This is a genomic window from Intestinimonas sp. HCP28S3_D6 (genome assembly GCF_052065695.1).
Lineage (GTDB): Bacteria > Bacillota > Clostridia > Oscillospirales > Oscillospiraceae > Intestinimonas.
This window is the reverse complement of sequence record NZ_JBQHTM010000004.1, coordinates 91,438-114,338: the sequence shown is the minus strand read 5'-3', so window position 1 is coordinate 114,338 and position 22,901 is coordinate 91,438. Positions and strand designations below refer to the sequence as shown.

Genomic DNA, 22,901 nt, shown 5'->3' with positions numbered 1-22,901 from the left:
AGAAAAGCAGATAAATAATGGCTATTTTGCACTGAAATCACCTTAACCAAGCGCAAATGGCGGCTAATACATTGAGTAGAAACAGGATAAAGGCTTTTATTCAGAGGTTCCCTAGCAAATACCAATCAACATACGCTTTTGGAGAAAAGAGACGTTTTCAAAACCCGTTTCTTTTTCCCTGCTGGAAAAAGAACGGTTTTTGCAATCCAAAGAAAAAGGGGCTCCCAAAGGGGTTAAGTGGCTCCAAATAGGAATCCGGCGGCCCGGCTTTACGCCCCCATTGTGCACCAGCACCGTCCACAGGAGACTCCGCTGGTGGAACAGGGAAAAGCCGTGGTTCTATCCCCACTTTTTTCGCCGCCTGCGCTGGTGGGTGTCAGGACGTGGTGGCGCTGCCTGGTATTACCGTTGCTGTGGGGTGCGGCTCCGTCTCTATTCCCTATTCACGCTTCCCTTTTCCTTCTTCCTTTTATTTGTGGAGCGCGACGACCCCGGCGCGCCAAACCACACTGCGGAGTGGCGTAGGGGGGGGGGGGGGGGGGCCCCCCCGTCCGGTCTGGTGCCAGGCCGCCCCTATCCATATTACACAGCGTCGTAACACAAAAAGGCCGCGCCCGGTAAAAAACCGGGCGCGGCTCCATACCTTATTTACTCTTTTACAAAATAGGCGATGCCGGTGCAGGCCGGCCCCGCGTGGGTACCAACTACGGAGCCAATGGAGCTCTCCAAAAACTCAGCGCCGGGGATGCTGGCCGCCAGAGCGGCCTCGCACTCGGCCATAACGTCGGGGCTGTCGGCGTTGCCGAAGGAGACGGGCAAGGAGGTGTCCGCCGGCTCGGCCTGGAGCTGCTTCTCCATCCACTGGAAGGCGCCCTTCCGGCCCCGGGACTTGGCCGCCGCCTCCACCACGCCGTCCCGGATGTTCAGGATGGGGGTGATGCCCAGCATGCCGCCCACCACGGCGGCGGTGCCCGAGATGCGCCCGCCCATCTTCAGGTACTTCAGGGTGCTCACCACCGCGTAGAACCGCACCCGCTTGGCCAGCTCCTGCACCTTTTCGGCGATGGTATGGGCGTCCAGACCCTGGTCCCGCAACCGGGCCGCCATCTCCACCAGCAGCCCCAGGCCAAAGGTCACCGTGGTGGAGTCCACCACGAAGATGTTCTCCTCGTCCACCATGTCCCGGGCAATCATGGCCGACTGGCAGGTGCCCGAGAGCTGGGAGGCAATGAACAGCCCCACCACCTGGTCCCCGGCGTCCACGTGGGCCTGGAACCGACGGGCAAACTCCTCCGGATTCACCTGGGCCGTGGTGGGCAGGGTCTCCGCCGTCCGCAGCCGGGCGTAAAATTCCTCGTTGCTCAGGTCGATGCCGTCCAGGAAGGACTCCTCCCCAAAATGGACGGAGAGAGGGACCACCTCCACCCCCAGGGCCTTTTGCCGCTCCGGGGAGAGATCACAGGTGCTGTCGGTGACGATGCGTACCATACTTCTTACCTCACTTTATGCTTCATTGGGATGCTCTTCCGGCGCGAAAAACCGGGCCAGCTTCCCCAGGGCCCCCACCAGGGCGTCACACTCCTCCGGCGTCAGTCCGTCCAGGACCTGCTCCACCATCTGCCGGTGAAATTCCCTGTGGGCTGCGTCCGCCTCACGGGCCAGCGGCGTGGGCAGAATCCGCACCGCCCGCCGGTCCTTCTCGTCCCGCTGGCGCTCCACGTAGCCCTTCCGCTCCAGCAGGTTCACCGCCGTGGTCAGCGTCCCCGCCGTCACCCCCTGGGCCGCCGCGATGGCCGTGGCACGGTTGTCCCCGCCGTGGTCCGCCACCCGGCACACCGTGTCGATCAGGTGGATCTCCCGCAGGGACAGCTTGGGGTACTCCGCCGTCAGGACCTCCTCCTCCCGGCGCAGGATCTGGTCAAAAACCTCCACCAGAAACTGATTGATCTTGGCGCCCCGCACCTCCATGCCGCCGCCTCCTTTTCTTTGAAGTTCAAAACATTGGCATTGTATCCGGTCTCGCTCCGCTTGTCAAGCATTTTTAGTTTGAATTTCAAATAAAGCATGGGTTTTTTCCTTTTTTCCAAAAAATGGTCCTCTATGGGCAGCAAAAAACCGCCTGCGCATGCAGGCGGTTTTCAGGCAATGATCTGTGCGCCTCAGGCCAGCTTGTTCAGCTTGATGGTCATGGCGCTCTTCTTGTTGGCCGCGTTGTTGCGGTGCAGCAGACCCTTGGCGGCAGCCTTGTCGATGGCCTTCACCGTGGCCTTGTAGACAACATCGGCCTCGCTGCGGTTGCCTTCGGCCACCACGGCGTCAAACTTCTTGATCTGGGTCTTCAGCGCAGACTTGGCCGCCTTGTTCCGGGCCGCCTTGGTCTCGTTGACCAGCACGCGCTTCTTGGCAGACTTGATATTCGGCAAACCAAACACCTCCTCCGATGGTATAATCATATCCACGGGACCTGCCCGTTCAGGTATCCATTTTAACAGAAGCTTTGAAAAAATGCAACCTTTTTTTTAAATTTTTTTGTTCTTTGGATAGGAAACTTGGATTTCGCAAAAAATAGGGGTCAAATGGCGATGCAGCCACTATATCTTGCGGAAGGGAGCGTGGTGATCCATGCTGACGCGGCGGACGGACCTGGCGGTGGAGGCGGAGGCTCTGGCCAGAGCGGGGCGGGAGACCCCGGCGCCGGAGGGGGTGCGGGTGCAGGAGGAGCGCCGGGAGGGCTGCCCGGTGACCCGGGTGGAGATTTTGGACGGCAGGGGGGAGGAGGCCCTGGGTAAGCCTGTTGGGACCTATGTAACGGTGGACCTCACCGGGCTGACGCGCAGGGAGGAGGAGGCCTTTCCCCGGTCCTGCCGGGCCCTGGCGGGGGAGCTCTCCCACCTGCTCCGGCGCTGTCGGGTGCCGGAAAAGGCCCCGGTGCTGGTGGTGGGCCTGGGCAACCGGGCCATCACCCCAGACGCCGTGGGGCCCGGCGCCGCCGACCACACCCTGGTGACCCGCCACCTCATCGACCAGGCCCCGGAGCACTTTGGGGACTTTCGGCCGGTGGCCGCCCTGGCGGCGGGGGTGCTGGGCACCACCGGCGTGGAGAGCGGGGAACTGGCCCAGGCGGTGGCGGGGAAGGTAAAGCCGGGCTGCGTCATCGCCGTGGACGCCCTGGCCGCCCGCAGCCTGGACCGCATCTGCGCCACGGTACAGCTCTCCGACACCGGCATCGTCCCTGGCTCCGGGGTGGGCAACCACCGCTTCGCCCTCAACGCCGAAACGTTGGGGATGCCCGTCATCGCCGTGGGGGTGCCCACCGTGGTGGACGGCGCCACCCTGGCCCTGGACATCCTGGAGGAGGCCGGCCGGGACGACCTGGACCCCGCCGCCCTCCGGGGGGTGGGGGGGAGCCTCATGGTCACCCCCAGGGACATTGACCAGCGGGTCAAAGATATGGCCAAGGTCATCGGCTTCGGCATCGACCTGGCCCTCCACCCCCGTCTCTCCGTGGAGGACGTGGAGCTGTTTTTGTCCTGAGGGGGAAGAGGCTTTAAACCACGCTGCTTTTTTTAATGGGGGAACGGCCTCCGGCGGGCCCCTTTCTGAATGACCAGAAAGGGGCAAAAGAGTCAGGCGGGAAGGGGGGGTTGCGATTTCCCCCCTACCCGACACCCAACCCCCTTAAAACGACCAAACACAGGGGGGAGCTGCGGCTCCCCCCTATTGGAAGTACCCCCCGGACTCTTCTACTGTTACGCCACTTGCACCGTCGGCTTACTCTGTAACGCCGCCGGTGCCCCAGCGTAGGGGCGGCCTGCGACCGCCCGCCGTGCCGGTGCGGGACCGCTTTTTCGCGGGGCGCGTCTGGGAAGCCGCGCCCCACAAATGAAACTTTCCCGTATCGGTACGGCGGGCGACCAAAGGTCGCCCCTACACAGGCAAAACAGTGTCCAAAACCGTGCTTTCTTTCCGTCCCAGCCCTTGACGGCGGGGAGAAAGGGTGATAAAATGGGCCCAAATCGGAAAAAGGCAGTGACCGGGAGGAGTACGCGAGGACCCGGACCGCAGAGAGGAGCCGCTTCGGTGCAAGGCTCCCGACGGTCCCGCGGAAGGCGCCCGTGAGCCGCGGAGCGGAAATGCTCCGCCGTCTCGTCCCCGTTACGGACCCAAGAGTGTGCGCCCTAAGGGGTGCAAATTCAGGTGGTACCACGGACCGTCAGCGTTCGCCCTGAGCCATAGGCTCAGGGCGTTTTCTTTTGCTTACCTTTATTTTTGTCATAAGGAGTGTCTCCCCATGAAAAACACCGAAAAGACCATGGAACAGATCGTAGCCCTGTGCAAGGGCCGTGGCTTCATCTTCGCCGGCAGCGAGATCTACGGCGGCCTGGCCAATACCTGGGACTACGGCCCCCTGGGCGTGGAGCTCAAGAACAACGTGAAAAAGGCCTGGTGGAAGAAGTTCGTCCAGGAGAACCCCTACAACGTGGGTCTGGACGCCGCCATCCTCATGAATCCCCAGGTGTGGGTGGCCTCCGGCCACGTGGGCGGCTTCTCCGACCCCCTCATGGACTGCAAGGAGTGCAAGGAGCGTTTCCGCGCCGACAAGGTCATCGAGGACTGGTGCCAGGAGAATAACTTTGACCTGGGCCACAGCGTGGACGCCATGAGCCAGACCCAGATGAAGGAGTTCATCGAGGAGCACAATATCCCCTGCCCCACCTGCGGCAAGCACAACTGGACCGACATCCGCCAGTTCAACCTGATGTTCAAGACCTTCCAGGGCGTCACCGAGGACGCCAAGAACACCGTCTACCTCCGCCCCGAGACCGCCCAGGGCATCTTTGTCAACTTCCAGAACGTCCAGCGGACCACCCGGCGGAAACTGCCCTTCGGCGTGTGCCAGGTGGGCAAGAGCTTCCGCAACGAGATCACCCCCGGCAACTTCACCTTCCGCACCCGTGAGTTCGAGCAGATGGAGCTGGAGTTCTTCTGCCAGCCCGGCACCGAGCTGGATTGGTTCAAGTACTGGAAGGACTTCTGCCACCAGTGGCTGCTCCAGCTGGGCATGAAGGACGAGAACCTGCGGCTCCGGGACCACGACCCCGAGGAGCTCTCCCACTACTCCAACGCCACCACCGACTTCGAGTTCGTCTTCCCCTTCGGCTGGGGCGAGCTGTGGGGCGTGGCCAGCCGTACCAACTTTGACCTCAACGCCCACCAGACTACCTCCGGCAAGGACATGACCTACTTCGACCAGGAGAAGAACGAGCACTATATCCCCTACGTCATCGAGCCCTCCCTGGGCGCCGACCGCGTCACCCTGGCCTTCCTGGTGGACGCCTACGACGAGGAAGTCGTGGACGCCGAGAAGAACGACGTCCGCACCGTCCTGCGGCTCCACCCCGCCCTGGCCCCCTTCAAGTGCGCCGTGCTGCCCCTCTCCAAGAAGCTGGGCGACAAGGCCCGGGAGATCCAGGCCGAGCTCTCCAAGTACTTCATGGTGGACTACGACGACGCCGGCTCCATCGGCAAGCGCTACCGCCGCGAGGACGAGATCGGCACCCCCTACTGCATCACCGTGGACTTCCAGACCGTGGGCGACGACAAGACCCCCGCTGACAACTGCGTCACCGTCCGCGACCGCGACACCATGGAGCAGGTCAGAATCCCCATCGATCAGCTCAAGGATTATATTGCCGAGAGAGTGGCGTTTTAAGGAATTGCCCACCGCGGCCGGGCGTAGGGGCGGATCATATCCGCCCCTACCCCAGCTTTACGGTGTGGTTTGGCGCGCCGAGTCGTCGCGCCCCACAAACAGCACAGCACCACGGGCGCGTCTGGGAAGCCGCGCCCCACAATAGAAGGAACATCAGGCAGCGCCACCACGCTCCGACACCCACCCGCGCAGGCGGCGAAAAAATGTGGGATAGGACCACGGCTTTTCCCTGTTCCACCGAGGTAGTCACCTGTGGACGGTGCTGGTCCTCTACGGGGCGTAAAGACGTGCCGCCGGATTCCTATTTGGAATCACCTAACCCGCACGGGAGCCCCTTTTTCTTTGGATTCCAAAAACCGTTCTTTTTCCAGCAGGGAAAAAGAAACGGTCTTTGACCGTCTCTCCTGTCCTTTCACGTAACAGAAAGAAAATGAGACGTAAACCACGCTTAAAGTCCCCCCTCATCCGCCCCAGTGTGCGCACTGGGGCACCACGGGTTAAGGAAGAAGTCATTTCTTCTGACTGTCCACCGGACAGTCAGACCCCCGGGGGAAGGCTCTGTTTGTTCCCCCTTTCACAGACAAAAAGGAATCAGATATGAAAAAAATCCCCCTCTTTCAGCGCCATGCCGACCAGTCCTGGCCGGCGTGGAAAACCGCCCTCTTCTGGGTCTGGAACCTCTTTTGGGGCCTGTGTGCCACATTGGGAGTAGGCCTTGTGAGCCTGATCTTTGCCGCTGTCATCGACCAGAAGGCCATGCTCCTGAGCTATTTCCAGAACCCCCTCATCGCCTTTCTGAACCTGGCCCCGGTGGTGCTCCTCTACTTCCTGCTCTACTTTATCCTGGGCCGGGCCTCTTTGGCCTACGCCCTCACCGCCGCCATTACCCTGGGCTTTACCATGGGCAGCTGGTTCAAGCTCCAGTTCCGCAACGACCCCCTCATGTTCGAGGACCTGCTCCTTTTGAAGGAGGCCGGCAACATGGCGGGGAAGTACCAGCTCTTCCTCACCAAGACCATGATCCTGGCCCTGGTGCTCCTCATCCTGGGCTGGCTCTTCCTCCACTTCTGCGTCCGGGGCCGCCCCGGCGCCCGGCTGCTGCTGCTGGGCTTCGCCGCCGCCGTCCTCTGCGCCCTCCCCGTGTGGAACATGACCCAGAGCGACGACATCTACAACAACCGCACCGCCAACAACGGCCTCATCAACCAGTGGTCGGCCACCCAGGTCTACGTGTCCAAGGGCTTCGTCTACCCCTTCCTCCACAGCGTGAAGTCGGCCTCCGACGCCCCGCCGGAGGGCTATGACGCCGGTCGGGCCGAGACCATCCTGTCGGGCTACGAGGACGCCGACATCCCCGAGGACAAGAAGGTGTCGGTGATCTCCATCATGCTGGAGTCCTACGACGACTTTTCCAAGTACGGCACCCCCACCCTGGACCCCAAGGTGTACGCCGACTACCACGCCCTGGAGGAAGAGAGCCTCACCGGCGACCTCATCACCAACATCTTCGCCGGGGGCACCGTGGACTCGGAGCGGTGCTTCCTCACCGGCTTTGCCGATCTGGGCTCCTTCCGGTCGGCCACCAACTCCTACCCCTGGTACTTCCGCAGCCAGGGCTACACCGTCACCGGCTCCCACCCCTGCTACGCCTGGTTCTATAACCGGGAGAACATCAACGTCAACCTGGGTTTCCAGGACTACCGCTTCGTGGAGAACTACTTCTCTCCCATGACCGACGGCGGCGTGGGCTACGACGACCTCTTCTTCCCGGAGCTCATCAAGCTCTGGGAGCAGGACAAGGCCCTGGGCCAGCCCGTGTTCCAGTACAACCTGACCTACCAGGGCCACGGCCCCTACAACGACGACCAGACCTGGTGGGGCGACGACTACGTGGTCAACGACAAGGGCTACACCCAGGCTGAACTCAACATCCTCAACAACTACTTTGGCTCGGTCTACAACACCAACCAGAACCTGAAGGCCTTCTTCGACTACTTCCGGGAAGAGGAGGAGCCGGTGGTCATCGTGGTCTTTGGCGACCACAACCCCTGGCTGGGGGACGGCAACTCGGTGTATGAGGCCATCGGCCTGGACCTGGACTTCTCCACCCCCGAGGGCTTCTACAACTACTACTCCACCCGCTACCTCATCTGGGCCAACGACGCCGCCAAGGCCGTTCTGGGGAACGACTTCGTGGGGGAGGGCCCCACGGTGAGCCCCACCTTCCTCATGGACGTGGTCTTTGACGCCTGCGGGTGGACCGGTCCCGCCTATATGCAGGCCACCCGCCCCGTCATGGAGCAGGTGCCCGTCATGAACACCCCCACCGGCCTCTACATGGAGGACGGCGCGGTCACCGGCACCCTCACCCCCGAGGGACAGGCCCTGGTCACCGACTTCGACATGCTCCAGTACTACTACCGCAAGAACTTCATCTACGACGGCCTGCGCTGATGGCAGGAGAGTGCCACGCCCCGCCGGTCCCGGCGGGGCGTGTGCTTTTTATTAGAGGAGGTCTGTGGGCGGCCATAGGCCGCCCCTACAAAAATGCTGCGAGTATGGGGTAGGGGCGGCCTGCGGCCGCCCGCCGTACCACACATCCGTAGTGCGCGGCAACCTCCGCACGACAGGGACATGCTTTCCACATTTCGCTCTTTTTTGTGGAAAGTTTCCCGCTATTTTACCCCCACTCCCGGTACGCACCCAATTTTTCTCCACATTTTTTCCTGAAATGTGGAAGGTTCCCCAAAGAAATAAATTGGAGGCATCCACCCATGGACAATCTCATCTTCTGTCTCAACGCCACGGTACCCGTCTTTCTCATGATGCTGCTGGGCTTTGTGTTCCGGCGGGTGGGCTTCGTGGACAAGGCCTTCGCCGACAAGATCAACGGCTTTGTCTTTAAGGCTGCCCTGCCCGTCCTTCTCTTTCAGGACATGTCGGGCGCCGACTTCTTTGCCCAGTGGGACGGCCCCTTTGTGGGGCTGTGCTTCGGCGTGACGGCGGTGAGCATCCTGGCCATGCTCCTCCTCTCCCACGTGCTCAGCCGGGAACTCCGGGGCGAGTTCGTCCAGGTCTCCTACCGCAGCAGCGTGGCCCTGCTGGGGGTGGCCTTTATTCAGAACATCTACGGCACCGCCGGCGCCGCCCCCCTCATGATTATCGGCGCCGTCCCCCTCTACAACATCGCCGCCGTCCTGATCCTGGCCCTCATGCGCCCCGACCAGGGGGGCCTGAGCCGGGACCGCCTTCTGCGCACCCTCAAGAAGGTAGTCACCAACCCCATCCTCATCGGCATCGTCATCGGCATGCTCTGGTCCCTGCTGCGCCTGCCACAACCTGTCATCCTCCAGAAGTCGGTGGACAGCTTTGCCGGCGTGGCCACCCCCATGGGCCTCATCGGCCTGGGCGCCTCCGTGGACCCGGAGCAGGCGCTGGCCAAGCTCAAGCCCTCCCTCCTGGCCGTTTTCTGCAAGCTCTTCCTCTTCGCCGCCGTCTTTCTGCCCCTGGCGGTGTGGCTGGGCTACCGCACCGACAAGCTGGTCACCATCCTCATCATGCTGGCCTCCTCCACCACCTCCAGCTCCTACGTCATGGCCAGAGGACAGGGCTACGACGGCGCCCTCACCGCCAACACCATCCTGCTCACCACCTTCCTGAGCGCCTTTACCCTCACCAGCTGGCTCTACGTCCTCCGGTCCATGGGACTCATTTAAGTACATACAAAAGGACCGCCGACGGGCTTTGATGCACCCGCCGGCGGTCTTTTTTTGTGGGATTTTATGGACGACGATAGGGGGCAGCCTCGATTGAGGGGTGCGGCTTCCCGGACGCGGCCTGGTGCTTTTTGCTGCGTGAAAGGACGGGAGAGACGGTTTCAAAGACCATTTCTTTTTCCCTGCTGGAAAAAGAAACGGTTTTTGGACTCCAAAGAAAAAGGGGCTCCCGTGCGGGTTAAGCGGCTCCAAATAGGAATCCGGCGGCCCGTCTTTACGCCCCCATAGAGCACCAGCCCCGTCTACGGTAGACTACGCCGGCGGAACAGGGAAAAGCTGTGGTCCTATCTCCACTTTTTTCGCCGCTTGCGTGGGTGAAAGTTGCGGCGTGAGTCAACGGGCGGCCTGCAAAGACGGGGCAAAACGAGCGCAGGGGCGGATACCATCCGCCCCTGCATACCCCCGCACAGAGGGGTCATTTGAACTTTTTGCTCTCCAGCACCGCCAGCTCATCGCAGCGGTTGTTATAGGGATTCTCCGCATGCCCTTTGACCCAGTGGAGGTTGACGGTGTGGTAGTCGCACAGATTGAGGAGCTTCTCCCACAGGTCCGGGTTGAGGGCGGGCTTCTTGTCGCCCTTCACCCAGCCCCGGGCCTTCCAGCCCCGGGCCCAGCCCTTCTCCAGAGCGTCGATGACGTACTTGGAATCCGAGTAAAGCTCCACGATGCAGGGCTCCTTCAGCGCCTCCAGGGCGGTGATGACCCCGGTGAGCTCCATGCGGTTGTTGGTGGTGTGCCCCTCGCCGCCGGAGAGCTCCTTTTTGAACTTGCCGTACATCAGGATGGCGCCCCAGCCCCCGGGGCCCGGGTTCCCCGAGCAGGCGCCGTCGGTATAGATGGTGACTGTCTTCATAGGTCTCCTTACAGCTCCTCCAGGATCTCCTTGCGCTTCTGCTCGTACTCCTCCTGGGTGATGAGGCGCTGGTCGTAGAGGGCGCGCAGCTCGGTGAGGCGGGCCTGGGTATCGCCGGGGGCGGCGGCGTCCTGAGCATGCTCAGCGCCGCCCTCCTCCTCGATGTGGATCTCGGGGCCGATATAACCCTTGCCGAAGGCCTGGTAGAAGTTGGTCCCGGCGATGACGCCGGCGATGATGGTCCAAAGGACGCCAAAGATGGCGCCGAAGCCGCCGGTCATGGAAAATGAGGGGATGACCACAAAGAGGCCGATGAGCACAAAGATGACGCCCACCACGCCCCCCATGACGGAGCCGCTCTTACTGGGACGGTAGGTCACACGCTTTCTGGCCATGGCTTAACCCTCCTGCTGGTCATTGGGCTCCTCAGAGCCCTCCTCGGCCTCCTCTTCCTCGTGGTCGGTGCGGGCGAAGGAGATGACCTTCACGCCCTCCTCCAGATTCATGATCTTCACGCCCTGGGCGGTCCGGCCGTAGGTGGAGATGCCGGACACCGCCATGCGGATGATGACGCCGGCGTCGTTGATGACCAGCACGTCGTCGGCGTCGCTGACCACCTTGACCCCCACCACGGGGCCGGTCTTTTCGGTGACGTTATAGCCCTTCAGGCCGTAGCCGCCCCGCTTCTGGGGACCGTCGGCACGGATATACTCGTCCATGTCGGTGCGCTTGCCGTAGCCGTTCTCGGTAATCATGAGGACCTGGTGATCGTGCTTGGCCCGGGCGGCGCCCACCACATAGTCGCCCTCCTTCAGGTTGATGCCCCGGACGCCGGCGGCGTCACGGCCCATGCACCGCACGTCCGTCTCCTTAAAGCAGATGGCCATACCGTCATGGGTGACGATGAGGATAGCCTGGTCGCCGTCGGTCTCCCGGACGGTGATGAGCTCGTCTCCCTCGTCCAGGGTGATGCAGCGGATGCCCGCCTTCCGGGCGGTATGGATGGAGGAGAGCTGAATCCGCTTCACCGTGCCGTTCCGGGTCACCATGGCCAGATACCGGTCCTCCGGGAACTCCCGCAGGTGAATCATGGCGGTGACCTTCTCGTCCGACTCGATGGGCAGCACATTCACCAGGTTGGTGCCCTTGGCGGTGCGGCCGGCCTCCGGGATCTGGTAGCCCTTCTTCCGGTGGACCCGGCCCTTATTGGTGAAGAAGAGGATGAAGTCGTGGGTGGAGGCGGTAAACACCGTGTCCACATAGTCCTCCTCCTTGGTGGCCATGGCGGTGATACCCTTGCCGCCCCGACGCTGGGTGCGGTAGGTGGACACCGGGGTCCGCTTGATGTAGCCGCCGGCGGTGAGGGTAAAGACGCACTCCTCCTCCTCGATGAGGTCCTCGATGTCCAGCTCGTCCTCCACGTCCTGGATCTCAGTCTTGCGGTCGTCGCCGTACTTGTCCCGGATGGCGATGAGCTCGTCCTTGAGCACACCTCTGAGCATGCTCTCGTCGGAGAGGAGCTTTTGGAAGTAGGCGATGCGCTCCTCCAGCTCCTTGTACTCGTTCTCCAGCTTCTCCCGGTCCAGACCCTGGAGGGCCTTCAGGCGCATATCCAGGATGGCCTGGGCCTGGACGTCGTCCAGACTGAAGCGGGCGCACAGCCGCTCCTTGGCGTCGTCGTAGCTCTCCCGGATGATCTTAATCACTTCATCGATGTTGTCCTGGGCGATGAGCAGACCTTCCAGCAGGTGGGCGCGCTCCTGGGCCTTCTTCAGGTCGTACTTGGTGCGCCGGATGATGATCTCCTCCTGGAAGGCGATGTACTCGTCCAGGATGTGGCGCAGGGAGAGGATCTTGGGCTGGGACTGGTTGTTCACCAGGGCCAGCATGTTGATGGCGAAGGTGGTCTGGAGCTGGGTCTGGGCGAAGAGGCGGTTCAGGACCACCTGGGGGTTGGCGTCCTTCTTGAGTTCGATGACGATACGCATGCCGTTGCGGTCGGTCTCGTCCCGGATGTCGGAGATGCCCTCCAGCCGCTTGTCCTCCACCTGGTCGGCCATGTTCTTGATGAGCATGCGCTTGTTGACCTGATAGGGGATCTCGGTGACGATGATGCGGGTGCGGTCCTTGCCGAACTCCTCGAACTCGGTGCGGGCCCGGACCATGAGGCGGCCCCGGCCGGTGGCGTAGGCTGCCCGGATGCCGCTGCGGCCCATAATGATGCCCCGGGTGGGGAAATCGGGGCCCTTCACGTGCTCCATCAGGTCGGCCAGGGTGGCGTTGGGGTCCTCCAGCACGCAGATGGTGGCGTCGATGACCTCCCGCAGGTTGTGGGGCGGGATGTTGGTGGCCATGCCCACGGCGATGCCCGCCGAGCCGTTCACCAGCAGGTTGGGGAAGCGGCTGGGCAGCACCCGGGGCTCCTTCCGGGACTCGTCGAAGTTGGGGTCCCAGTCCACGGTGTCCTTCTCGATGTCCCGGAGCATCTCCTCAGAGATCTTGCTCAGACGGGCCTCGGTGTAACGGTAGGCGGCCGGGGGGTCGCCATCCACGGAGCCGAAGTTGCCGTGGCCCTCCACCAGCACGTAGCGCATGGAGAAGTTCTGGGCCAGGCGGACCAGGGCGTCGTAGACGCTGGCGTCGCCGTGGGGGTGGTACCGGCCCAGCACGTCGCCCACGCAGGTGGCCGACTTCTTGAAGGGCTTATCGTGGGTCAGGTTGTCCTCGTACATGGCGTACAGGATGCGGCGGTGGACCGGCTTCAGGCCGTCCCGCACGTCGGGCAGGGCCCGGCCCACGATGACGCTCATGGCGTACTCGATGTAGGATTTCTCCATCTCCGGCACCAGGGGAGAGGTGACGATGGTCTGATTGGGGTATCGGATCTCCTCCGGGTCGTATTGGGGTTTCTTGCTCATCTATTTGTTTCCTCCTTGGGTAGAGGTTGGGTTGATTTTTACGCTTGGGGACGTAAGAGACGCATTCAAAACCCGTTTCTTTTTCCCGCAGGAAAAAGAACGGTTTTTGGAATCCAAAGAAAAAGGGGCTCCCGTGCGGGTTGAGTGGCTCCAAATAGTGATCCGGCGGCCCGTCTTTACGCCCCCATAGAGCACCGGCACCGTCCACAGGTGACTCCGCCGGTGGAACAGGGAAAAGCTGTGGTCCTATCCCACATTTTTTCGCCGCCTGCGCGGGTGGGTGTCGGAGTGTGGTGGCGCTGCCTGGTTTTCCCTCCTATTGTGGGGTGCGGCTTCCCAGACGCACCCCCTAAACCTTCTCCCTCGCAGGGAGAAGGTCAAAAAAGGTCCCTTAATAGTCCAGGTTCACCGCGTATTTGGCGTTTTTCTCGATGAATTCCTTTCGGGGCTCCACCTTTTCGCCCATGAGGACGGTGAAGGTCTGGTCGGCCAGGACGGCGTCGTCCAGCTCGATGCGCTTGAGGGTGCGCTTCTCCGGGTCCATGGTGGTCTCCCAAAGCTCGTGGGGGTCCATCTCGCCCAGGCCCTTATAGCGGCTGATGTCCACCTTAGCGTTGGGGTTGTCGCCCCGGAGCTCGGAGGAGACCTTATCCCGCTCCTCGTCGGAGAAGGCCACCCGGGTGGTCTTGCCCCGGGTCAGCTTGTAGAGGGGGGGCACGGCGGCGTAGACGTAGCCCTGCTCGATGAGGGGACGCATGAAGCGGAAGAAGAAGGTCAGCAGCAGGGTGCGGATGTGGGCGCCGTCCACATCCGCATCGGCCATGATGATGACCTTATGGTAGCGCAGCTTGGCGGGGTCGAACTCGTCGCCGATGCCGGCCCCCAGGGCGGTAATGACGGGCTGGAGCTTATCGTTGCCGTAGACCTTGTCGGCCCGGGCCTTCTCCACGTTGAGCATCTTGCCCCACAGGGGGAGGATGGCCTGGAACCGGGAATCCCGGCCCTGGGTGGCCGAGCCGCCGGCGGAATCACCCTCGACGATGTAGAGCTCGGTGAGCTCGGGGTTATTTTCGTTGCAGTCCCGGAGCTTATCCGGCATGGCGGCGCCGCCAAGGGCGGTCTTGCGCCGGATGGACTCCCGGGCCTTCCGGGCCGCCTCACGGGCACGGGAGGCGGTGAGGGCCTTGTCCAGGATGGCCTTGCCCACCGCCGGGTTCTCCTCCAGGAACTCGGAGAGCTTTTCCGACACGATGGCGCTCACCAGGGTGCGGATCTCGCTGTTGCCCAGCTTGGCCTTGGTCTGGCCCTCAAACTGGGCGTCGGTGAGCTTTACCGAGATGACGCAGGTGAGGCCCTCCCGGTAGTCCTCGCCCTTGATCTCGTCGCCGTCCTTGAGGATGTTCATCTTCTTGCCGTAGGCGTTGAGGGTGGTGGTGAGGGCCTGCTTGAAGCCGGTCTCGTGCATGCCGCCCTCGGGGGTATGCACGTTGTTGGCGAAGGAGAGGATGGTCTCGGAGTAGCTGTCGGTGTACTGGAAGGCCAGCTCCGCCATGGAGTCCCCCTTCTGGCCGGCCATGTAGATAACCCCGTTGTGGATGGGGGTCTTGGACCGGTTGAGCCAGGTAACAAACTCCTTGATGCCGCCCTCGTAGCACATGTCGTCGTGCTGCTCCTTGCCGGGGCGCTGGTCGATGGTGTGGATGCGCAGTCCGGCGTTGAGGAAGGCCTCCTCCCGCATGCGGGTGTGGAGGATCTCATAGTCGTAGACGGTGGTCTCGGTGAACATCTCGGGGTCGGGCTTAAAGGTGACCACGGTGCCGTGCTTGTCGGTGTCGCCCACCACGGTCATGGACTGGGTCACCTTGCCCCGGGCGAACTTCATCTCGTAGATCTTGCCGCCCTTGTGGACCTGGACCTCCAGCCACTCGGAGAGAGCGTTCACCACGCTGGCGCCCACGCCGTGGAGGCCGCCGGACACCTTGTAGCCGCCGCCGCCGAACTTGCCGCCGGCGTGGAGGATGGTAAAGACCACCTCCAGGGCGGGCAGCCCGGTCTGGGGCTGGATGTCCACGGGGATGCCGCGGCCGTTGTCGGTGACGGTGATGACGTCGCCCTCTTTGATGACCACGTTGATCTCGTCACAATAGCCGGCCAGGGCCTCGTCGATGGAGTTGTCCACGATCTCATAGACCAGATGGTGGAGTCCGGAGGAGGAGGTGGAGCCGATGTACATACCGGGGCGCTTGCGCACCGCCTCCAGGCCCTCCAGGACCTGGATCTCGGAGCCGCCGTACTCGTGCTCGACCTGCTCGGGCCGTTCCAGCTCGTTTACTTCCAGTTCTTCAGACATTGTAAAACCTCCTGGGTGTGTTGGCGAAGCGCATAAATGCACTCCTTACCGAAGTAGGGAGCGGATTTATCCGCTCCGCCGGGTTCTTTCTATTCAAAGGTCCCGCTCTCCACCCGGCCCCGGAGGGTAGCGGCGGAGAGTTGGGAGAGGTAGGTGAGGGTGCCCAGCTCCGACCGGCAGAGCACCAGGGATTTGGGCAGGTCCATGGATACGTCCACCAGTTCGCCCTCCCGCTCGGCCCTTTTCAGAAATTCCCGGGTGATGCGGGAGTCGGTGGTGGTGTCCAGGTCAAAGATGCCGATGACGTCCCGAAAGGGGACCACCACCGACTGTCCCAGATGCAAATACATGGCGGACCTCCTTTCGTTGGGGTGGGGGAGCTCTGTAAACCATCCTGCGCCGCAAGAGAGGTAATATCAGTCAGCGGCGCCACGCCCCAACTCCCACCCGCGCAGGCGGCGAAAAAATTTGGAATAGGACCACAGCCTTTCCCTGTTCCACCGGCGGAGTCACCTGTGGACGGTGCTGGACCTCAACGGGGGCGTAAAGACGGGCCGCCGGATTCCTATTTGGAGCCACCTAACCCGCACGGGAGCCCCTTTTTCTTTGGATTCCAAAAACCGTTCTTTTTCCAGCAGGGAAAAAGAAACGGGTTTTGAACCGTCTCTCCCGTCCTGAAACGTATGTTGACCGGCATTTGCTTCATAAATATAACCTTTTTCCTTCAGAGGGGAAGATTTTTAAATCAACTCTCCGCCGTGAATATGAAAGACGGCGCCCTGGTCCAGACCTTCTAAGCCATCGTCCTCGCAGCAGGTGATGAAGCCCCAAAAAAGGCTTTGCCTTTTCCGGGGAACCCCGGAATTTCACATCCTCGGGCGAAATGAATTCGCCCTGCGGCAAGGTCCCGGCTTTGCCGGGACGCTTGGACGGCGCTTACCGCGCCGGGCCAGGTCTTCATTACATCAATTCCCCGCCGTGGATATGAAAGACGGCGCCGTGGTCCAGGCCCTCCAGCCCGTCGTCCTCGCAGCAGGTAATGAAGACCTGGCCGCCGGTGATGCGGTGGAGGACGAACTCCTGCCGCCGCCGGTCCAGCTCGCTGAGCACGTCGTCCAGCAGCAGCACCGGCCACTCCCCGGTGTCGTGGTAGAAGATCTCCCGGCAGCCCAGCTTCAATGAGAGGGCCGCCGTCCGGGTCTGGCCCTGGGAGGCGTAGGTCTTGGCCTCCAGGCCGTTGATGCGGACCACCAGATCGTCCTTGTGGGGTCCGGTGAGGCACTGCCGGGCCTCCAGTTCGGCTTGGCGGTGGGTGCGCTGGTGCTCAAGCACCGCCTCAAAGATGTCCCGGGTGGGGGCCAGGGGGTCGGCCACGGTGCTCACCGTGGCGTAGCCCAGGTCCAGCTGTTCCCGCCCACCGGAGAAGTCGGCGTGGACGGCGGCCGCCGTCTCCCGGAGCCGCTTTAAAAAGTGGGCCCGGTAGTGGATGAGCACCGCCCCCGCCTGGGCCATCTGGTAACTGAAGTCGTCCAGGGTGTCCAGCAGGGCGGGCTTTTCCTCCCAGTCCCGGAGGATACGGGTCTTGTGCTCATAGAGCCGCTTGTACTGGGAGAGGGCGGCGGCGTACCGGGGCCGGAGCTGGCAGATGCACTCGTCCAGAAACCGCCGCCGCTCGGCGGCCCCCGCCCGGATGAGGGAGAGATCCTCGGGGCAGAAGAGGACGGTTTGCAGCACCCCGGAGAGCTCCCCGGCGGTCTTGAGCTTCACCCCGTTGGAGAAGAGCTGCCGCCGCTGGCCCCGGCGGAGCCGGGCCTCCAGCTTGAAGGTCCGCTGCCGGGCCTCCACCGTGGCCTGGACCCGTGCGGCGTCGGCCTCCAGCCGGATGAGCTCCCGGTCGTACCGGGCCCGGTGGGAGGAGGCGGTGGAGAGATAGGCCACCGCCTCCAGTAAATTGGTCTTGCCCTGGGCGTTCTCCCCGTAGATCACGTTGACCCCGGTGGAGAAGGCCGCCTCCAGGCGGCGGTAGTTGCGAAAGTCCTCCAGGGCCAGGGCGTCCACCCTCATTGGACGGTGAGCTCCACGCCCTCCAGCGCCACCACGTCACCGGGCCGCAGCTTCTTGCCCCGCATGGTGCACACCTCGCCGTTTACCTGCACCTCACCGGCCTGGATGGCCTCCTTGGCCTCGCCGCCGGTCTCGGTGACCCCGGCGAACTTCAAAAGGGCGTCCAGCTTGATGAATTCCGTCTGGATCTTCACAGTCTCTTTCTGCATGGCTGCCTCCCGTCACGACGCGGCGTGCTCCTGAAGGAGCCGCGTAAAGAGTTCGTATACCTCCGGCAGCACCCGCTTCAGGGCCACCGGTTTGTTTTTCTTCCGGTCATAGAAGAAGTGGCCGGAGGTGCCCTCCGCCCGGAGGACCCCCGTCTCGGCGTCCACCATCCGGTAGGCCACCTCCATCTTGGCGGGGGAAAGCTTGGTCACCGTCATATGGATGGCCACCGTCTCCCCGAACCGGGTCATGGACCGGTATTTGCAGGAGATGTCGGTGAGGGCGAAGTCGATGCCCGCCTCCACCGCCTTCTGGTAGCCCCAGCCGATCTGGTCCATGAAGTCGGTGCGGGCCTCCTCCATCCAATGGATATAATTCCCATGATAGACCACGCCCATGCCGTCGGTCTCGTAAAACTGGGCCTTTCTCAGATAGGGACGCAGTTCCATATCACTCGCCTGCCTTCAGCCGCACGGGCAGCACCATATAGAGGAAGTTCTCCTCCCCCTCGGCGGGGAGGATGACGCAGGGGGCCACCCCGGAGCTGAGCTCCAGCCGCACCTTGTCGGTGGGGGCGGCCTTCAGGGCGTCCATAAGGTAGCGGTTGTTGAAGCCGATTTCCAGATTCTGGCCGTCGCCGGAGATGGGGCACTGGTCGGCGGCGTCGCCGATGCCGGTTTTGGTGGTGATGCTCAGCACGTTGTCCCCAAAGACGCAGCGCAGGGGGGACTTGAGCTTGTCGGAGATGATGAGGGAGACGCGGTCAATGGAGGTGAGGAGGGTGCGGGTCTCGCCCTCCACCTTGATGGCGTTGTTGCGGGGGATGGCCTGGCGGTAGGCCAAAAACTCACCCTCCAGCCGGCGGGACACCAGCATGGTGTCCCCCATGCGGAACATGACGTGGCGGTCGCCCTCAATGACCAACGCCTCGTCCTGGCTGTCGCCGCAGATCTTTTCCACCTCGTTGAGGGCGGCGCCGGGCACCACGAAGGAGAAGGAGAGGGCCCCGTCCTTTTCCAGGATGGGCTCGTGGCGGAGGGCCAGCCGGTAGCCGTCCACGCTGACCATGGTGAGGCCGTCGGCGCTCACTTCGAAGAGGGAGCCGGTGTGGATGGGCCGGGACTCGTTGTCGCTGACGGCGAAGATGGTCTGCCGGATCATGGAGCCCAGCTTGTCCCGGGAAATGGAGAAGCTGTTCTGATCCTCCACGGCGGGCAGGTCGGGGAAGTCCTCGGGGTCGGTGGCCAGGATGTTGAACTTGCTCATGCCGCAGGTGATGTTCACCATATAGCCGTCGGCGGAGAAGGAGACCACGTCGTCGGGCAGCTTGCGGATGATCTCGCCAAAAAGGCGGGCAGAGAGGACCAGGCTGCCCTCCCGCTCGATCTGGGCGGGGACCACGGTGCGGATACCGGTCTCCAGGTTGTAGCCGGTGAGCCGGAGCTGGTCTCCGGCCTCCACCAGGATGCCCTCCAGGGCGGGGATGGAGCTCTTGGGGGAGACGGCCCGGGCCGTGGTGGCGATGGCCGACTGAAGGAGTGCTTTTTCACAGGAAAACTTCATGGGAGTGGGTTCCCTTCCTTTCGTGCTCCGCTCGTTTTTGAGGAGAGGAGAGGATAAAAGATAGAAATAGTACTCGTAGTATAAAATATTGTGGAAAAGCGTTGGAAAGCCTTGGGGGAGAGGACGCAGGGCGTCCACAGGGGTGGTGGACAAATTTCGAGGGTTTCCACAGGAGGGAAAAAGGGCGAAAAATTGTCCACAGGGGATTATCCACATTTCCACAAAAACCGGTGGATTTCGACCTCTTGGGTTTTCCAACGGTGAATGGGTATTTATACAGGAAATGCATAAGGTTGCATGCTGAGTATGCAGGGCCATGCAGGATTTCCGTCATTTGCAGGAGGGCCGTTTTTCGCCTTCCCTGAAAGGTCGTTTGCCTTGTCGCAGGGGCGGATAGCATCCGCCCGCCAAACCATGTCTCAGCCCATTGCTTTCTGTGACGTGAAAGGACGGAGGAGACGGCTCAAAACCCGTTTCTTTTTCCCTGCTGGAAAAAGAACGGTTTTTGGAATCCAAAGAAAAAGGGGCTCCCGTGTGGGTTGAGTGGTCCCAAATAGGAATCCGGCGGCCCGGCTTTACGCCCCCGTTGAGGTCCAGCCCCGTCCACAGTGGACTACCTGGTTGGAACAGGGGTAAGCCGTGTTCCTATCCCCACTTTTTTCGCCGCCTGCGTGGGTGGGGGGCGGAGCGTGGTGGCGCTGACTGGGATTACCTCTGCTGTGGGGCGCGACGACCTCGGCGCGCCAAACCACACCCCGGGGTTGGGGTAGGGGCGGATAGCATCCGCCCGAAAAGGGGGAGAGGTTTTTACTCGTACCGGACAAGGACCTCATTCGTATCTGGCATTGATATTGGCCCGGATGTCCTTGATGACCTCGGAGATCTCGGGGGTGGTCTTTTTGAGCTTTTCGATGCGCTCGATGGAGTGGAGGACGGTGGTGTGGTCCCGGTTCTCGAACTCCCGGCCGATCTCCTTCAGGGACATGTTGGTCATCTCCCGGATGAGGTACATGGCCACCTGCCGGGCCAGGGCGGTGTCCTTGGTACGGCCCTGCCCCCGGAGGGCGCTGTTTTCGATGTTATAGAAGTTGCAGACCTCCTCGATGATGACGTCGGAGGTGGGCATGATGTCGGAGGGGTCCTTGAACATGTCCCGGACGGCCCGGGTGACGGTGGCGGCGTCGATGCTGCTCCCCTCCAGGTCCCGGAGGGCCATGATCTTGTTGACGGTGCCCTCGATCTGCCGCACGTTGGCGGTGATGTTCTCGGCCACGTACTGCAAAACGGCCTCGGGCAGCTCCACCCCCATGCGGATGGCCTTGTTCTTGATGATGGCCATGCGGGTCTCGTAGTCCGGAGGCTGGATATCGGCGATGAGGCCCCACTCGAACCGGGTTTTCAGACGGTCCTCCAGCTTGAGCATCTCCTTGGGGGGACGGTCGGCGGTAAAGACGATCTGTTTCCGGGTCTCATAGAGGGTATTGAAGGTGTGGAACATCTCCTCCATGGTGGAGTCCTTGCCGGCGATGAACTGGACGTCGTCCATCAAAAACACGTCGGCGGAGCGGAACTTCTCCCGGAACTCCTGGTTGCGGCCCTCCCGGATGGCCTGGATGAGCTCATTGGTGAAGGCGTCGCCCTTGATATAGACGATGCGGTAGTCGGGGTGGTCGTCGTGGATCTTGTGGGCGATGGCGTAGAGGAGGTGGGTCTTGCCCAGTCCCGACTCGCCGTAGATGAAGAGGGGATTGTAGTTCATGGCGGGGTGGTCGGCCACCGCACGGGCAGCGGCGTGGGCGAACTTGTTGGACGAGCCCACCACGAACCGCTCAAAGGTATACTCCTCCGTGCCGGGGAGGAAGCTGTCGTCCTTGGGGGCGGTATTGCGCTGCCGGCGCTCCAGATCGCCGTCCCCCAGCACCTCCACCTGGAAGTCGGCGGAGAAGAGCTCGTGAAGGGCCTTCTGGATGGGGGGCAGGTAGCGGGAGACGATGATATCCCGCTTGAAGTCGGACGGGGTGTGGAGGATGAACTTGTCGCCCTCCATGGATACGGCCACCGTATCGTCAAACCAGGTGTGGATGGTGGTGGCGGTCATGTCCGCCTCCATGAGGACAAGGACCCGGGACCAGATGTCGGCGGCGGAATTCATGGCCATGGCTGAGACCTCCCTTTGTTGCAAAATGCGTTCTCTCTCCCGTTCCAGGGCAGCAAAGCATCACCCTTAAAGGCGGACCTTCAAGGATGACGCTGGGTGCCCCGCGGACGGGAGCCTCTCTATCTATGGCGCGCAAGGGCGGAAAGTTGTACGTTCGCGTACACATTATAACAAAAATAAGCGGGGTAAGCAATAAGTTTTCCACAGGGCTTTCCACTTTTCCACAGGGAAAAAAGTGGGGGAGGAGGGCGTTTGGCACAACATCTTGTGTGTAAGGGAAAGTCCTTGACATATGTGGAAATTCCAGCAAAAATATAGTTGACAGTGGGGGAAAGCTTGGGCTATAATAGTTACCGCGTCCCGAAAACAAGGGGGGCGTCTACCCAAATGACGACCTCGGCCGGTTTTCCGGCCGTTGTGGTGGACGGGCTTGCCCGTCTCAAGGAACCGTTACAGGAGGTGTTCAGACATGAAGCGTACCTATCAGCCCAAGAAGCTCCAGCGTTCCAAGGTCCACGGCTTCCGGAAGCGGATGGCCGACCGGAATGGCCGGAAGGTCCTCTCCCGCCGCCGCGCGAAGGGCCGCGCCCGCCTGTCCTACTAAGGAATGCGGCATTTACCGAATAGAGCGTCATGAAGGGGCGGGGGAGCAAATTCCCACCGCCCCTGCAGTGCATACGGAAGTTTTTCCGGTGCCGTCACACAGGAGGGCCGCACCTTGAAGTTCACCGTCACCATGAAACGAAATCATGAGTTCCAGCGCCTTTACCACAAGGGGAAAAGCGCCGCCAGTCCCTACCTGGCCCTCTACTGCCGCAAGAGCCGGCGGGGTCAGAACCGGCTGGGCTTCACGGTGGGGAAGAAGGTGGGGTGCGCCGTCAAGCGCAATCGGGTCCGCCGCCGCCTGCGGGAGATCTACCGTCTCCACGAACACGAGCTCACCCCGGGCTATGACATCGTAGTGGTGGCCCGGGTCAAGGCCGTCTATGCCAAATACGCCCAGCTGGAGAAGTCCTTCCTCTCATTGGCGGACAAGCTGGGCCTGAGAAAGAAGGCGGAGGGGTGAAAGCCCTGCTCCTGGCGCTTATCCGGTTCTACCGCGTCCACATCTCGCCCGCCCGACCTCCCTGCTGCCGCTTCATCCCCACCTGCTCGGCCTACGCCCTGGAGGCGGTGGAGAAATACGGCGCCTGGAAGGGCGGCTGGCTGGCCCTGCGCCGCATCCTCAAGTGCCAGCCGTTCCACAGGCAAAAGAGCATCGAATACGACCCGGTGCCTTAGGGCCTGAATCTTCTGTGG

General features: G+C 62.2%; 20 protein-coding genes and 1 other annotated feature. Of the genes, 7 read left to right on the top strand and 13 right to left on the bottom strand.

What is annotated here, in order from left to right; genetic code table 11:
• Positions 1-648 precede the first annotated feature (648 nt).
• From ACTNBK_RS02685 to rpsT, 3 genes are all read right to left on the bottom strand, one after another.
• On the bottom strand, positions 649-1,488 hold the full coding sequence (locus ACTNBK_RS02685; RefSeq protein WP_441143369.1) for a DegV family protein: 840 nt from the start codon (positions 1,486-1,488) through the stop codon (positions 649-651).
• Positions 1,489-1,503: 15 nt separating this feature from the next.
• Entirely contained in the window at positions 1,504-1,968 is a 465-nt protein-coding gene (locus ACTNBK_RS02680) for a MarR family winged helix-turn-helix transcriptional regulator (protein WP_441143367.1), read from the bottom strand.
• Positions 1,969-2,159: 191 nt separating this feature from the next.
• The gene (rpsT, locus tag ACTNBK_RS02675) at positions 2,160-2,423 is read right to left on the bottom strand and encodes a 30S ribosomal protein S20 (RefSeq protein ID WP_294513326.1); all 264 of its coding nucleotides are present in this window, start codon (positions 2,421-2,423) and stop codon (positions 2,160-2,162) included.
• Between the two features lie 199 nt (positions 2,424-2,622).
• Between rpsT and gpr the strand changes: the two genes are divergently transcribed.
• The 4 genes from gpr to ACTNBK_RS02655 all read left to right on the top strand — a co-directional run bounded on the left by gpr (position 2,623) and on the right by ACTNBK_RS02655 (position 9,429).
• The gene (gpr, locus tag ACTNBK_RS02670) at positions 2,623-3,534 is read left to right on the top strand and encodes a GPR endopeptidase (RefSeq protein WP_441143365.1); all 912 of its coding nucleotides are present in this window, start codon (positions 2,623-2,625) and stop codon (positions 3,532-3,534) included.
• 486 nt (positions 3,535-4,020) lie between these two features.
• Positions 4,021-4,231: a binding site (T-box leader), on the top strand.
• Positions 4,232-4,291: 60 nt separating this feature from the next.
• Positions 4,292-5,713, top strand: coding sequence for a glycine--tRNA ligase (locus ACTNBK_RS02665; protein ID WP_441143363.1), 1,422 nt, complete (start codon positions 4,292-4,294; stop codon positions 5,711-5,713).
• 597 nt (positions 5,714-6,310) lie between these two features.
• Positions 6,311-8,167, top strand: coding sequence for an LTA synthase family protein (locus tag ACTNBK_RS02660; protein ID WP_441143361.1), 1,857 nt, complete (start codon positions 6,311-6,313; stop codon positions 8,165-8,167).
• Between the two features lie 320 nt (positions 8,168-8,487).
• On the top strand, positions 8,488-9,429 hold the full coding sequence (locus ACTNBK_RS02655; protein WP_441143359.1) for an AEC family transporter: 942 nt from the start codon (positions 8,488-8,490) through the stop codon (positions 9,427-9,429).
• 475 nt (positions 9,430-9,904) lie between these two features.
• Here ACTNBK_RS02655 and rnhA read toward each other — a convergent pair whose 3' ends face one another.
• The 10 genes from rnhA to dnaA all read right to left on the bottom strand — a co-directional run bounded on the left by rnhA (position 9,905) and on the right by dnaA (position 21,602).
• Entirely contained in the window at positions 9,905-10,342 is a 438-nt protein-coding gene (gene rnhA / locus ACTNBK_RS02650; RefSeq protein WP_441143358.1) for a ribonuclease HI, read from the bottom strand.
• A gap of 8 nt (positions 10,343-10,350) precedes the next feature.
• Entirely contained in the window at positions 10,351-10,737 is a 387-nt protein-coding gene (locus ACTNBK_RS02645) for an SHOCT domain-containing protein (RefSeq protein ID WP_441143357.1), read from the bottom strand.
• Positions 10,738-10,740: 3 nt separating this feature from the next.
• Positions 10,741-13,260, bottom strand: a complete 2,520-nt coding sequence (gene gyrA / locus ACTNBK_RS02640; protein ID WP_441143356.1) for a DNA gyrase subunit A — start codon at positions 13,258-13,260, stop codon at positions 10,741-10,743.
• A 391-nt stretch (positions 13,261-13,651) separates the two neighbouring features.
• Entirely contained in the window at positions 13,652-15,610 is a 1,959-nt protein-coding gene (gene gyrB, locus ACTNBK_RS02635; protein WP_441143355.1) for a DNA topoisomerase (ATP-hydrolyzing) subunit B, read from the bottom strand.
• Positions 15,611-15,699: 89 nt separating this feature from the next.
• The gene (gene remB / locus ACTNBK_RS02630; RefSeq protein WP_441143354.1) at positions 15,700-15,960 is read right to left on the bottom strand and encodes an extracellular matrix regulator RemB; all 261 of its coding nucleotides are present in this window, start codon (positions 15,958-15,960) and stop codon (positions 15,700-15,702) included.
• A 610-nt stretch (positions 15,961-16,570) separates the two neighbouring features.
• Positions 16,571-17,674, bottom strand: a complete 1,104-nt coding sequence (recF, locus tag ACTNBK_RS02625) for a DNA replication/repair protein RecF (RefSeq protein ID WP_441143353.1) — start codon at positions 17,672-17,674, stop codon at positions 16,571-16,573.
• Positions 17,671-17,883: an RNA-binding S4 domain-containing protein gene (locus ACTNBK_RS02620; RefSeq protein ID WP_441143352.1), complete on the bottom strand. Its 213-nt coding sequence runs from the start codon at positions 17,881-17,883 to the stop codon at positions 17,671-17,673. Before ACTNBK_RS02620 ends, recF begins: the two co-directional genes overlap by 4 nt.
• Before the next feature lie 12 nt (positions 17,884-17,895).
• A complete protein-coding gene (locus ACTNBK_RS02615) occupies positions 17,896-18,330 on the bottom strand; it encodes an acyl-CoA thioesterase (protein WP_441143350.1) in 435 nt (144 codons plus the stop codon).
• A 1-nt stretch (position 18,331) separates the two neighbouring features.
• Positions 18,332-19,444, bottom strand: a complete 1,113-nt coding sequence (gene dnaN / locus ACTNBK_RS02610) for a DNA polymerase III subunit beta (RefSeq protein ID WP_441143348.1) — start codon at positions 19,442-19,444, stop codon at positions 18,332-18,334.
• A gap of 829 nt (positions 19,445-20,273) precedes the next feature.
• A complete protein-coding gene (gene dnaA / locus ACTNBK_RS02605) occupies positions 20,274-21,602 on the bottom strand; it encodes a chromosomal replication initiator protein DnaA (protein ID WP_294513371.1) in 1,329 nt (442 codons plus the stop codon).
• A gap of 469 nt (positions 21,603-22,071) precedes the next feature.
• On the opposite strand from dnaA, the gene rpmH reads away from it, so the two are divergent.
• The 3 genes from rpmH to yidD all read left to right on the top strand — a co-directional run bounded on the left by rpmH (position 22,072) and on the right by yidD (position 22,883).
• The gene (gene rpmH, locus ACTNBK_RS02600; RefSeq protein WP_130848843.1) at positions 22,072-22,206 is read left to right on the top strand and encodes a 50S ribosomal protein L34; all 135 of its coding nucleotides are present in this window, start codon (positions 22,072-22,074) and stop codon (positions 22,204-22,206) included.
• A gap of 114 nt (positions 22,207-22,320) precedes the next feature.
• Positions 22,321-22,668: a ribonuclease P protein component gene (gene rnpA / locus ACTNBK_RS02595; RefSeq protein WP_294513374.1), complete on the top strand. Its 348-nt coding sequence runs from the start codon at positions 22,321-22,323 to the stop codon at positions 22,666-22,668.
• The gene (gene yidD, locus ACTNBK_RS02590; protein WP_130848845.1) at positions 22,665-22,883 is read left to right on the top strand and encodes a membrane protein insertion efficiency factor YidD; all 219 of its coding nucleotides are present in this window, start codon (positions 22,665-22,667) and stop codon (positions 22,881-22,883) included. Before rnpA ends, yidD begins: the two co-directional genes overlap by 4 nt.
• Positions 22,884-22,901: the final 18 nt, after the last annotated feature.